Raw genomic sequence first — 12675 nt, 5'->3', positions numbered from 1 at the left:
ACTTGTTATCAGATCGCCGGGTTCACGGCGCTGACGTCCTGAAAGTTACATAAAATATGATACTTTTGAAGATGGCTGCATACGAGCAGCCGCTGAAATGGTTCGCCTTGGTGCTAGGCTTATGTAGCACGATTTCCATTGTCCAAGACTGGCAATTGGCGGCTATGATGTTTGGCTTACCATTTTGTTTTATATGGATCTATTGCGGATGGCTGCATTCAGAGCCTCAGTTGAAATACATCAACATCGTTTTTTCCGCTCTGTATATATACGGGATCATTCGCTACTTTATCTTAAACGCTTAGTGCAGTGCAGGGCGAAAACTAACGCCCTGCACTGATTTTCTTATGCCGTTGGCATACGCTCTTCTACAATCCCAGCCCACCAGCTACAGCCTGCGGGAATAGCCTCGTCGTCGAAGTTATATTCAGGGTGGTGCACCGCGGCGGTGTCGCCGTTGCCAACCAGAATATAGGCGCCGGGGCGTTCTTCCAGCATATAGGCGAAATCTTCGCCGCCCATGACCAAAGGCGCTTCGTCGCATCCGCCTGACACTTTGGTCGCCACTGAGGCCGCGAATTCGGTCTGTTCGACGTGGTTCACCATCGAAGGGTAGCCGTGGTAGAATTTGACTTCGGTTTGCGCCCCCAAGGTCGCGCCGATGCCTTTGGCGATTGTGGTCAGGCGATCTTCGCCCATTGCGCGCATCTCTTTGGACATGGTGCGGATCGTGCCTTTGATGTGGGTGCGCTGCGCAATCACGTTGAAAGCTTTGGACGAGCTTTCGATCGATGTGACCGAGACCACGATTTGATCCACGGGGTCGGCGTTGCGGCTGACGATGGTTTGCAGCGCGGTAACGGTTTGCGCCGCGACCACGATACTGTCGACAGTTTCTTGCGGCTTGGCAGCGTGGCCACCTTTGCCTTCGATGATAATTTCAAACTGATCTGTGGCGGCAAAAAACGCGCCTGAGCGGATCGAGAACGACCCCACAGGACGACCGGGCCAGTTGTGCATGCCATAAACTTCCTGAATGCCGAACTTGTCCATCATGCCGTCTTCGCACATCTCGCGCCCACCGCCGCCGCCTTCTTCTGCGGGTTGGAAAATCACGACCACTGTGCCATCAAAATTGCGGGTTTCCGAGAGGTATTTCGCAGCGCCGAGCAGCATTGCGGTGTGCCCGTCATGCCCGCAGGCATGCATCGCGCCGTCGGTTTTGGACGCGTAATCCAGCCCCGTCGCCTCATGAATTGGCAGCGCGTCCATGTCGGCGCGCAGACCGATAACCTTGCCGGATGTGTTGGTTTTACCTTTGATCACGCCCACGACGCCAGTGCGCCCGATGCCGGTTTCAATGGTGTCGCAGCCAAATTCCGCCAGCTTTTCCGCCACAATCGCCGAGGTCCGGTGCGTCTCGAACAAAATCTCCGGGTTCTCGTGCAGGTCGCGCCGCCATGCGGTGATCTCGGGCAAAAGTTCGGCAAAACGGTTCTTTACGGGCATTTCAGCGCTCCAAAAATATCAGGGGTTTTGATAACCCTGAACCAGATAGTCACAACCTGCAAGCCCTCCTTATAGGTTCGGACCAAGGGTCAACTTTGACCCATCCGTGAACCGCCCATAGCGAAACCGCTGCATGTCGAATCCGGCATCATCCCCCATCACAATGCGCGCGGTGATGCGCCCGAACGCAGGTCCGATACCAAATCCATGCCCGCACATGCCTGTGGCGACCGTCAATCCGTCGATAGGTGCGCGGTCCACAATCGGCACCACGTCAGGCATCGTGTCTATCATACCCGCCCATGTGGTTTTGAGTTTGACCTCGCCCAGCTGCGGAAAAGTAGCGGCAAAATCGCGGGCCAGCTTGGCGGCTTTAGCAGCGTTAGGTTGCGGGTCAAGAATACGCATTTTCTCGAAGGGTGAGGTGCTATCCGCGTCCCACTTGCGCCGCGTTCCCCATGCGTCCGGAAATCCTTTTGGCGCGGCGGGCAACAGTTTTGTGCCAAGCGGGTCTTGCAGCAAGGCACGCGCATAGCCGCCAAGCGCACGGAAAGCGTCGGGGCCGACATAAAGTTCGTGAAAGCCGGAAGGTGCGAGCGTGTAACCACCATCAACGCGGCGCCGGAACGACAGATTATCATCAACGGCAGCCCCTGCGAACATGTCATCGAGTGGTTCAGTTGCAGCAACAGTCGCCCGCACCGAAAGTTGCGGAATCGTCATGCCGTGCCTGCGCAACAAAAGCTGCGACCAAGCGCCCCCCGCCAGCACAGTCTGGCAGCAGGTGACCCGCCCTTTTTCGGTGATCACCCCTGTGATTTTCCCGCCCGATATATCCAAGGCGCGCACCGCACAGCCTTCGATAATCACCAGACCGTCACGCACCGCAGCGCGGGCCAGCGCGGGCATTGCAATCCACGGTTCGGCCTTCATATCCGACGGCGTCCACAGCGCCCCTGCCCAGCTTGTCGCCGCGTTCGGGATCAAATCGGCGGTCTGCTTTGCGGTCAGGATTTGACTATCCAGCCCGTGATCACGCGCATTGGGCATCCATGCCTCAAACCGCTCAACCCCCTTGGGATCATTGGCCAGATAAGCCACACCGGTCTGACGTAGCCCCAGATCTTCACCAACATCCTTGGCCAGTTGCCGCCACATCGCGGAAGCCTCCGCCATAATCGGTAGTTCCGCAGGATCGCGCCCTTGGCTGCGGATCCAGCCCCAGTTGCGCGACGATTGCTCGCCGCCAATCCGCCCCTTTTCCAGCAACACCACCTGTGTGCCGCGTTTGGCCAATTCCCATGCAGTCATCAAGCCGATGATCCCGCCGCCAATCACCACCACATCTGCACGGTCGGGCAGTGTTGCGCTATGCTCTGGCGGCGTCTGCATTTGAAACGGAAAGGTCATTCTGCCAGCGCCTTGACCAGTCGCGCGATGAACGCTTCGCCCTGCGCAAACTGATCCACAGTGATATATTCATTCGGCTGGTGTGCCTGCGCAATATCCCCCGGCCCGCAGACGACAGCGGAATAACCGCGCTCTTGGAATTGCCCCGCCTCGGTGCCGTAGCTGACCACATGGGTTGCGTTGTCGCCGGTCAGGCGGCGCGCAAGTTCTTCGGCCCGCCCCATATTCTCGGGCGCCAATCCGGGAAGCCGGAAAAACTCGGTCGCAGTAATGCCCGCCTCGGGGCGCACCGCCTTCATCTCGGCGTCAATCTGCGCGACTTTATCCAAGACCCGCGCCGCCCAATCCTCGACCTTGTCGCTGGGCACAACGCGGATATCAAAACTGAGGTGGCAATCCTTGGCGGTGATATTATTGGCCGTCCCACCACTGATCACCCCCACATGCAGCGAGGTATAGGGCGGATCAAAGGGTGCTGCCAAATCGCTGGGCGTGGCGGCCGCGTTCTCGGCATTCACATCATTTGCCCAGTCAATCAGCTTGGCCGCCATCATGATCGCACTGACGCCAGTATAGGCCAGCGAGGAATGCACCTCAAAGCCGCGAAAATGCATTTTCCAGCCGATGCCACCTTTATGTCCTGTGACAACTTGCATCATCGAGGGTTCACCAACCAGCACCGTATCAGCGCGCGGCAAACCATGGGCAACCATGTGGTCGATCATCGGCGGCGCACCGATACAGCCGACTTCTTCGTCATAAGATAACGCAATTTGCAGCGGGCGTTTAATATTCGCAGCAATTGCAAGCGGCACTGCGGAAAGCGCCAGCGCATCAAACCCCTTCATGTCGCAAGTCCCGCGCCCGTATAACCTGCCGTCAATTTCCGTCACCGTAAACGGGTCCGTATCCCACGCTTGCCCGTCCACCGGCACCACGTCGGTATGCCCCGATAACACCACCCCGCCATCAACCATCGGGCCGATATGGGCATATAGCGCGGCCTTGGTGCCGTCTTCGTTTGGCACGCGCACCGAGGTCACGCCGTGGCTGGTCAGGTAATCTTCGACAAAATCCACCAAGGCAAGGTTGCTGTCCCGACTGACCGTAGGAAAGCTAACCAATCGATCCATCAATTCGCGTGCTGCTGACATTTTGTGCGTTTTCCTTGTATTTCATGTTTCGGCCAGCTTTGCTGGTTTACGTAGGATGCGCAAACAGGAATTGGCTTGCGGTCGCGAGAATCCATGTTACCGTTTTATAAAATACCGTGTCGTTCATCGTAATGGCGCATAATAAAAATATTATAAGCCACCTGGGAGGGTGTTATATGCCCGATGCGGCACTGCCGGTCTTGGATGTCCAAGGCCTCAAAACTGTCTTCAAAACCCGCGCAGGCGAAGTGCACGCCGTCAATGACGTCAGCTTTAATCTAAAAGCGGGCGAGCTTTTGGGCGTCGTCGGCGAAAGCGGATCGGGCAAATCGGTAACGATGATGTCGCTGATGGGATTGCTGCCGATGCCGCCTGCCGAAATTCGCGCAGGCACAGTGATGTTTCAAGGCAAGGACCTGCTGCGCATCAGTGCCGAGGAATTGCGCAAAACCCGTGGCGGCAAGATCGGCTTTGTGTTTCAGGATCCGATGACCTCGCTGAACCCTGTGTTCACCGTCGGCTACCAGATCGCGGAACCCCTGCGCAAACATATGGGAATGAGCAAGAAAGAGGCGGCCGCACGCGCGAAAGAATTGCTGGAACTGGTCGGCATCCCTGACGCCCAACGCCGGCTTGACGACTATCCGCACCAGTTTTCCGGCGGTATGCGCCAACGTGTCATGATCGCGATTGCACTGGCATGTGATCCGCAGGTGCTGATCGCGGACGAGCCGACAACCGCGCTGGACGTGACCATTCAAGCGCAAATTCTGGAATTGATGAAAGAGCTGCGCGACAAACTGGGCATGGCGGTGATCTGGATCACCCATGACCTTGGCGTGATCGCAGGCATCGCGGACCGTGTGATCGTGATGTATGGCGGGCAAGTGGTTGAACACGCACCGGTGCAGGACTTGTTTTCGAACCCGCAGCACCCCTACACCTCTGCCCTGCTGAAAACGATCCCGTCGATTTCGGGCAAACGCGCCGCCCGCCTGACAGTGATTGAGGGCCAGCCGCCGCTTGTCGTGGGGGCACCCACCGCTTGTCCGTTTCTTGACCGCTGCTCCAAAGCAATGCCGGTTTGCGCGACAAAAGTGCCACCACGTTTCGAGATCGCTGCCGGCCATGACGCCGCGTGTTTCCTCGCTGATCCTCTGGAGGTCGCCAATGCTGGTTAATCCGCTCAAACCGCTGGTATCGGTACGTGACGTGAAAATGCACTTTCCGATTTATGCTGGCCTGTTACGGCGGCGTGTGGGTGAAGTGAAGGCGGTTGACGGGATCACCTTTGACGTAATGGAAGGCGAAACGCTGGGCCTTGTGGGCGAAAGCGGCTGTGGCAAATCCACGGCAGGGCGCGCTGTGCTGCGGCTTTACGACATTACCGCTGGTGAGATCACAATGGATGGTGTCGAAATCGGTGACACACCACAAAGTCAGCTGCGCGCCATGCGTCCGACCATGCAAATGGTGTTTCAGGACCCGCAAGCGTCCTTGAACCCGCGCATGACGGTCGAGGCGATTATCCGCGAACCACTGGACGAGCACACCCAATTGAACGCCGCTGAGAAGCGCGAAAAAGTGGCCGAGCTGATGGATGCCGTCGGGCTGAACCGCAAGTTCGCACAGCGCTATCCGCATGCTTTCTCTGGTGGGCAACGCCAACGGATCGGGATCGCGCGTGCCTTAGCGTTAAACCCCAAGTTTATCGTCTGCGACGAGCCGATTGCCGCACTTGACGTGTCGATCCAAGCCCAAGTCGTGAACTTGCTCGAAGATCTGCAAGAACAATTCGGCCTGACCTATCTGTTCATAAGTCATGACCTGTCGATGGTGCGCCATATCGCGACCCGTGTGGCGGTGATGTATCTGGGCAAAATCGTCGAGCTGACCGACCGCGAAACCCTGTTCGCAGCCCCCCTGCATCCCTATACCCGCGCGCTGCTGTCTGCGGTTCCCGAACCCGATCCGGCCCTTGCACGCAAGACCGAGCGGGTGATTTTGCAAGGCGATGTGCCGTCCCCTTCGAACCCGCCAGAAGGCTGCAACTTCTGCACACGCTGCCCGGCTGTGATGGATATCTGCAAACGGATTGAACCAGACTACCGCGAAGTGAAACCGGGCCAGTTCACCGCCTGCCACCTTTACAATGAAACATAACAATAGACCCCTGCCGGTAAACGGTGGGACCCGAGGTCATAAAAAGAGCACCAACAAGGAGAATAAAAATGAAAATGAAGACAGTATTGATGGGCGCAGTTGCCTCTCTTGCCTTTGCCCCTGTGGCGATGGCAGAGCGTGGCAGCGACGGCCAACTCAACATCATCTATTGGCAAGCGCCATCCATCATGAACCCCTATTTGTCGGGCGGAACCAAAGACCTAGAGGCGGCGTCCATAGTCTTAGAGCCACTTGCACGCTACAACGAGTCCGGCGCGCTTGTGCCATATCTTGTTGATGAAGTGCCAACCGTAGCCAACGGCGGCATCTCAGAAGATCTGACTTCGATCACATGGAAATTGTCGGCAGGGCTGTTGTGGTCTGACGGCACGCCCGTGACATCGGCCGACCTCGTGTTCACTGCAAAGTACTGCATGGACCCCGAAGGCGGCTGTGCGCAGGCGGCAAAATTCGAAGGCGTGCAATCGGTCGAAGAAATCGACGCGCAGACGGTAAAAGTCACCTTTGACAGCCCTAAGCCAAACCCCTACGGCCCGTTCAGTGGTAACCAGTCGCCAATTTTGCAAGCGGCGCAATTTGCGGAATGCCTTGGTGCCAAAGCGCCAGAATGTACCGATGCGAACTTTATGCCTATCGGCACAGGGCCATTTGTTGTGACGGATTTCCGCACCAATGACGTGATCCAGATGGAAGCCAACCAGAACTTCCGCGATCCGGCAAAGCCTGCGTTCGCGACACTGACCCTGAAAGGTGGCGGCGACGCGACTGCAGCGGGCCGTGCCGTGCTGGAAACCGGCGAATTCGATTATGCGTGGAACCTGCAACTGGCACCGGACGTGATTGCGTCGATGGCAGAAGCCGGTGTCGGCACACCAATTTCCGCATTCGGCACATTGGTCGAGCGTCTGGAAATGAACCTGACCAACCCGTCGCCAGACTTGCCCGAGGGCGAGCGGGCAACTGTGATGCACCCGCACCCGTTCCTGTCGGAATTCGACGTGCGCCACGCACTCTCCATGGCAATCGACCGTGAGTTGTTGACTGAAGTGGGCTACGGCCAAGCGGGTCGCCCGACCTGTAACCTCGTTCCCGGTCCTGAAATCTATGCCTCGACCGATAACACAGGCTGTCTTGTGCAGGATATCGAAGGCGCAAAAGCATTGCTTGAAGGCGCGGGCTGGACCGACACAAACGGCAACGGCATCCGCGACAAAGACGGTGTTGAGCTGAACATCCTGTTCCAGTCATCGACAAACGCCGTGCGTCAGGATTTCCAGGCGCTGATCAAAGAATGGTGGTCCGAAATCGGTGTTGAAACCGAATTGCGCAACATCGACGGTTCTGTGTTCTTTGGCGGCGATCCCGGATCCCCTGACACGTTCCAGCGTTTCTATGCAGACGTTGAAATGTATGCCAACAACTTCGATGGCACCGACCCACAAGCCTATCTTTCGGCGTATCAGTGCGGTCGCGAACCACGCCCTGAAAGCCAGTGGCAGGGTGAAAACATCAACCGTTTCTGCGATCCGGCCTATGACGCGCTGATCGACGAGTTGGGATCCACAGCGGATATCGACGCGCGTGGCGACTTGGCCCGCGAAATGAACAACATGGTCACACGCGACACGATGACAATCGTGCCGCTGGTTGATCGTGGTCGTGTCTCGGCAAAGTCCAACACTCTTGGCGGTGTGATCCTGAACACATGGGACAGCGAGCTATGGAACGTAGCCGACTGGTACCGCGCAGAGTAATTGCGTGATGGGTTAAAACCCATCCTATACAGAATCGAAGGGCAGGTTCCCCTGCCCTTCACCTGCAACAAGCTATTATCTAAGGCGCCCACACATGCTCACCTTCACCATACGCAGGTTGTTGCTATCGATCCCGACGCTTTTGTTCATCGCTTTTGTGATCTTTATGCTGCTTGAATTAGCGCCAGGCGATCCAATGGCGCAGATGCCGTTGACGATCCCGCCAGAGGTCAAAGAAAAGATGCGCCTTGCCCTTGGTCTGGGCGAGCCGTGGTGGATCAGGTTCCCCCTCTGGCTCAAACAGTTCTTTTTCGTTGAGCCGCAGTACTGGATCGACAGTGCTTTGGGGACCAACTTTGCCGACGGCGCGCAGCGGATCATCTCGTTCCAATCGCGTGGACCCGTTTTTGACACCATCGCACAGCGGTTACCGCAAACCCTATGGGTTGTGGGCATGTCTTACGTTGTCGGCGTGTTGATCGCACTCCCTATCGGAATCATCTCGGCCTACCGGCAATATTCGGTATTTGACCAAGCTGGCACCTTTGTGTCGATGATCGGGTTCTCGGTGCCACCATTCTTTAGCGGTGTTGTCCTGATCGTCATATTCTCTGTGCAACTCAAGTGGTTGCCCTCGATCTACGACACCACACATGTGGTCAATTCATGGAGCACCTTTGTATTCCAACTCAAGCAGATGATCATGCCGGTGTTGGTGTTGGCACTGCAAACCACCGCCCAAGTCAGCCGCTACATGCGGGCCTCGATGCTCGATAATCTTGGACAGGACTATGTGCGCACCGCGCGTGCAAAGGGCATGACCGAAAGCGTTGTCGTCATGCGCCACGTGCTGCGCAACTCGATGATCCCCGTGGTCACCGTGATCGCACTTGGTATCCCCACGATCTTTGGAGGGGCGATCATCACCGAGCAGATTTTCAAGGTAAACGGGTTAGGCCAGTTGCTGATTATCGCGCTGCAAGGCAATGATATTCCGATGGTTATGACAATTACATTCCTTTTGGCCGTGCTGATTGTGTTGATGAACCTGATTGCCGATATTCTTTACGGCGTGCTTGATCCGAGGATCCGCTATGACTGATAAAACGATGGAACTGAACGCAAAACCGCGCAATCAATGGCTCGACGTCTGGGACCAGTTCAAAACCCATAAGGGGGCGGTTTTTGGTCTGTTTTTCCTGACATTCATCACGCTGTTTTGCGCAATCGGCCCCGTGCTCTGGGACGTGGACCCCGGCAAGCTGAACATCCGCAGCAAGGACATCCGTCCGATCTATATGGGGTTGTTTGATAGCGGCGCAAAGATCAGCTGGGCCAATCCGATGGGGTCCGATAACCTTGGCCGCGACATTATGGCCAACATAATGCAAGGCGGGCGGATCTCGCTTGCCGTCGGCTGGACCGCAATGATTTTGGCGCTGCTGATCGGCACGACAGTTGGTGTCGTCGCGGGCTATTTCAAACGTCTGGACGGCATCCTGATGCGTTTCACCGACCTAGTACTCGCCCTGCCCTTGCTGCCGCTTTTGCTGGTCATGATGCTGCTGTTTCGCGATCCGCTGCGCGCCGCATTCGGTCCAGAGCAAGGTATTTTCATCTTGATCGTCACAGGCATCGGCATCACGTCATGGATGCAAACGGCGCGCATTGTGCGCGGCGATGTTCTGGCGATTAAGGAACGCGAATTTGTGCTGGCAGCGCGTTCCATCGGGACCCCTGCGCGTCGTATTATCACGCGGCATTTGCTGCCTAACGTGCTGTCCCCGATTATGGTGTCAGCGACCCTTGGGCTCGCGACGGCGATCATCACCGAAAGCGCATTGTCGTTCCTTGGTCTGGGTTTCCCATCCGATTTCCCGACATGGGGCAAGATCCTGTTTGACAGCGTCGACCGCATGACTGCCTTTCCAGAACGGGTGATCTGGCCGGGACTCGCGATCTCGCTGACCGTGCTATCGGTCAACTACATCGGTGACGGGCTCCGCGACGCGCTGGACCCGCGTATTCGCGGTCTCTAGAAACGCTTTAATGTATCTGGCGGTGTATCCGCCGGATCATCAACCACACCAAAATCAACACAACAGGCGTGACGCCTGACGCAATATAGACCTTGCTGATCCCGTAGGTTTTCTCAAGCGGGCCAAGCACATAAAGCGCGAGGCTCACCGCGTAATAGCTGATGGCAACCACGGATAGTCCCTCGACAGTCTGCTGCAAACGCAACTGTTGATCCGCGCGTGCGTCCATGCTGGTCAACAAGGACTGGTTCTGCGCAGAGCGTTCAACGTCCACCCGTGTGCGCAACAAATCGCCCGCCCGCAGCGCACGGTCCGACAGGCTGCGCAGGCGGGCTTGCGTCGATTCGACAGTGCGCATTGCAGGATCAAAACGGCGCATCATAAATTCGGCAAATGTCTGACGTCCCATAAACCGCTCTTCGCGCAGCACAGAAATACGCTGGTTCACGATGGTCTCATAGGCCCCCGTCGCGCCAAAACGATAGGCAGTCTGTGCCACGATATTCTCTAACTCTGCAGAGATCGTGAGCAATTGTTTCAGCGTCTGATCAGGTAATACATCGTCGCTGTTCAGGTCGGCGATCAAGCGCGACACCTGACCGTCAATCGTGCCCATGACCGGTGACAGTTTATGCGCTGCAGCCAGCCCCAACATGCCCATCGCTTTGTAAGTCTCGATCTCGCAAAGCCGCTGTAAAACCCGCCCGATCCGCTGTTCCCCCGTCGAGGATCGCGCAAAAACAGCCATGCGCAAATGACCCGCAGGATCGATGCGGAAATCGCTCGCAATAATCAACTCGTCGTCCAAAACCCTTGATATTGCGAGGCTTTCCGGCACAAACCAGTCATTCGCCTTTTCGATAATCCCGACGTCGCCATCATGTTTCTCAATCCGGATCAACGCGCTTGTCACCCTCACACCAGGCGCAGTCGCAAGCCAGTCTTCGGGGAAAATACTAAACGTGTTTAAGTCAAAAGGCGTCTGCGCATTGCCTTTGCCAAACACGGTATAAGTCACAAATTCGGTGTGACTTTCCCACTTCAACATATGCTTGCCGATCTGGCCGGAATAATGGGTCGCGTCAGGCTGTGGATGGGGCGCGCCGTAACGATCAAGCAGGTTGATCAGATGGGCGCGATCGGCGGCGCGATCCCGTGATGCCGCATTTTTGGCAGGCTTCATCGCAAGATATGCCGCACGTGCAGGCGCACTTAATTTCGGAAACGGGCGCGCATGCAGCTCGTTGGCCAGAGCATAGCGCAGCGGGTGATCGTTGATTGGGGACATGGCGGAACCTGCGTGATGAGCGTTTCCGCCATTCTACGCACACAGCGCCATCTGTAAAGAAATATCGTTATATTTGAAATGGTTAGCGGCACACATTGGTATACAGTGCGCCGCTAACTGATTGTTTTAGATCACAACCACGGCCAGCGGAGGGAAGCCGTTGAAGCAAACGGATGAATATGTCGAGGTATATGCACCTGTGTTGCGGATCAAAACGCGGTCGCCTGCGCGCAAGCTGATTGGCAGCAGCATCGGGCGTTTTTCATATAGCACGTCGGCACTGTCGCACGATGGTCCAGCCATGATGCAGGGGCCTGTGGGGTCGCCGTCGCGCGGGGTCTCAAACTGGTAACGGATCGCCTCGCCCTCGGTTTCGGCAAGGCCGGAAAAACGGCCAATGTCGAGGTACACCCAGCGGTGCATATCACGGTCGGATTTGCGCGAGACCAGCAGAACTTCGGAAACGATAACACCGGATTCAGCGACCAAGCCGCGGCCAGGTTCTGCCATAATGCGCGGCACATCGCCAAAGCGCGAGGTGATTTGTTCCATCACAGCAGAGGCATAGGCGGTAGGAGCCTCGATGGTTTCGCCGTAAAACGCAGGAAACCCGCCACCGATATTCAGCAAGGTCAGGTCGTGACCCGCCGCTTTTGCGGCGTGCCAGATTTCAGCCAATGCGTCCAAAGACGGCCCCCACATCGCCGCTTTGCGGGTTTGTGAGCCTACGTGGAAAGAGAACCCGATGGGGTGTAACCCAAGGGACTTTGCATAACTTAACAGACGAATTGCCGTTGGCGCATCGCAGCCGAATTTGCGCGATAGCGGCCAGTCGGCTTGGGAGATTTCAACAATCAGGCGAATATAAACCTGTGCGCCGGGCGCGGAAATAGCAATCTTTTCAAGCTCTTCCTCAGCATCAGCAGAATAAAGCGTGATCCCTTGGGCATGGGCCCACGCGATGTCTGTCGACCGCTTCACGGTATTGCCAAATGACACGTCGACGGGGTCGGCGCCGTGTTTAAGACACAACTCTATTTCCGCCTTGGAGGCTGCATCAAAATGCGAGCCGAGCTTTACAAGACGCGCGATGATTTCTTCGGCGGGGTTCGCCTTCACAGCGTAGTGAATGTCGGCGTGACCAAGCCCTGCCTTGAGGGCGTGATATTGTGCCTCGACGCGGTCCACGTCGATCACAAGTGTCGGGCGGTCAAACGTATTGGCCGCACAGTAAGTGTCCAGACGGGAATGATTTTCGTGAAGTTGCCCTGTGGCAGCAATTGTCTCAACAGTCATCTATAATCTCCAGTAGACCCGGCCATTGTGTGGGATACAAC

10 protein-coding genes are annotated in these 12675 nt (G+C 56.6%); 5 read left to right on the top strand and 5 right to left on the bottom strand.

What is annotated here, in order from left to right:
- Positions 1-345: 345 nt before the first annotated feature.
- The 3 genes from ACXLHR_RS03685 to argE form a co-directional block, all read right to left on the bottom strand.
- Positions 346-1509, bottom strand: a complete 1164-nt coding sequence (locus ACXLHR_RS03685; RefSeq protein ID WP_458790182.1) for a M20 aminoacylase family protein — start codon at positions 1507-1509, stop codon at positions 346-348.
- Between the two features lie 69 nt (positions 1510-1578).
- The gene (locus ACXLHR_RS03680) at positions 1579-2919 is read right to left on the bottom strand and encodes an NAD(P)/FAD-dependent oxidoreductase (protein WP_458790181.1); all 1341 of its coding nucleotides are present in this window, start codon (positions 2917-2919) and stop codon (positions 1579-1581) included.
- Positions 2916-4073, bottom strand: a complete 1158-nt coding sequence (gene argE / locus ACXLHR_RS03675) for an acetylornithine deacetylase (protein ID WP_458790180.1) — start codon at positions 4071-4073, stop codon at positions 2916-2918. Before argE ends, ACXLHR_RS03680 begins: the two co-directional genes overlap by 4 nt.
- Positions 4074-4249: 176 nt before the next feature.
- Here argE and ACXLHR_RS03670 point away from each other — a divergent pair, with 176 nt between their 5' ends.
- From ACXLHR_RS03670 to ACXLHR_RS03650, 5 genes are all read left to right on the top strand, one after another.
- Positions 4250-5254, top strand: a complete 1005-nt coding sequence (locus ACXLHR_RS03670; protein ID WP_458790179.1) for an ABC transporter ATP-binding protein — start codon at positions 4250-4252, stop codon at positions 5252-5254.
- Positions 5244-6236, top strand: coding sequence for an ABC transporter ATP-binding protein (locus ACXLHR_RS03665; RefSeq protein WP_458790178.1), 993 nt, complete (start codon positions 5244-5246; stop codon positions 6234-6236). The genes ACXLHR_RS03670 and ACXLHR_RS03665 overlap by 11 nt, the downstream gene beginning before the upstream one ends.
- Before the next feature lie 68 nt (positions 6237-6304).
- Positions 6305-8011 (top strand): peptide ABC transporter substrate-binding protein, encoded by a 1707-nt coding sequence (locus ACXLHR_RS03660; RefSeq protein WP_458790177.1) that lies wholly within the window; start codon positions 6305-6307, stop codon positions 8009-8011.
- 94 nt (positions 8012-8105) lie between these two features.
- On the top strand, positions 8106-9113 hold the full coding sequence (locus tag ACXLHR_RS03655) for an ABC transporter permease (RefSeq protein ID WP_458790176.1): 1008 nt from the start codon (positions 8106-8108) through the stop codon (positions 9111-9113).
- Positions 9106-10050 carry an ABC transporter permease gene (locus ACXLHR_RS03650; protein WP_458790175.1) on the top strand — a complete coding sequence of 315 codons (945 nt, stop codon included), beginning with the start codon at positions 9106-9108 and terminating at the stop codon, positions 10048-10050. The genes ACXLHR_RS03655 and ACXLHR_RS03650 overlap by 8 nt, the downstream gene beginning before the upstream one ends.
- Before the next feature lie 7 nt (positions 10051-10057).
- Here ACXLHR_RS03650 and ACXLHR_RS03645 read toward each other — a convergent pair whose 3' ends face one another.
- Positions 10058-11338, bottom strand: coding sequence for a DUF3422 family protein (locus ACXLHR_RS03645; protein WP_458790174.1), 1281 nt, complete (start codon positions 11336-11338; stop codon positions 10058-10060).
- Positions 11339-11464: 126 nt separating this feature from the next.
- Positions 11465-12634: a type III PLP-dependent enzyme gene (locus ACXLHR_RS03640; RefSeq protein WP_458790173.1), complete on the bottom strand. Its 1170-nt coding sequence runs from the start codon at positions 12632-12634 to the stop codon at positions 11465-11467.
- Positions 12635-12675: the final 41 nt, after the last annotated feature.

The organism is Yoonia sp. MH D7 (assembly GCF_054439475.1).
Note: the sequence above shows the minus strand (reverse complement) of the source record. Positions and strands in the feature narration are given on the sequence as shown.

What these genes read in the sequence shown, in the direction of transcription:
- ACXLHR_RS03685 (WP_458790182.1), bottom strand. Translation starts at nt 1,509, where the DNA reads ATGCCCGTAAAGAACCGTTTTGCCGAACTTTTGCCCGAGATCACCGCA.
- ACXLHR_RS03680 (WP_458790181.1), bottom strand. Translation starts at nt 2,919, where the DNA reads ATGACCTTTCCGTTTCAAATGCAGACGCCGCCAGAGCATAGCGCAACA.
- argE (WP_458790180.1), bottom strand. Translation starts at nt 4,073, where the DNA reads ATGTCAGCAGCACGCGAATTGATGGATCGATTGGTTAGCTTTCCTACG.
- ACXLHR_RS03670 (WP_458790179.1), top strand. Translation starts at nt 4,250, where the DNA reads ATGCCCGATGCGGCACTGCCGGTCTTGGATGTCCAAGGCCTCAAAACT.
- ACXLHR_RS03665 (WP_458790178.1), top strand. Translation starts at nt 5,244, where the DNA reads ATGCTGGTTAATCCGCTCAAACCGCTGGTATCGGTACGTGACGTGAAA.
- ACXLHR_RS03660 (WP_458790177.1), top strand. Translation starts at nt 6,305, where the DNA reads ATGAAAATGAAGACAGTATTGATGGGCGCAGTTGCCTCTCTTGCCTTT.
- ACXLHR_RS03655 (WP_458790176.1), top strand. Translation starts at nt 8,106, where the DNA reads ATGCTCACCTTCACCATACGCAGGTTGTTGCTATCGATCCCGACGCTT.
- ACXLHR_RS03650 (WP_458790175.1), top strand. Translation starts at nt 9,106, where the DNA reads ATGACTGATAAAACGATGGAACTGAACGCAAAACCGCGCAATCAATGG.
- ACXLHR_RS03645 (WP_458790174.1), bottom strand. Translation starts at nt 11,338, where the DNA reads ATGTCCCCAATCAACGATCACCCGCTGCGCTATGCTCTGGCCAACGAG.
- ACXLHR_RS03640 (WP_458790173.1), bottom strand. Translation starts at nt 12,634, where the DNA reads ATGACTGTTGAGACAATTGCTGCCACAGGGCAACTTCACGAAAATCAT.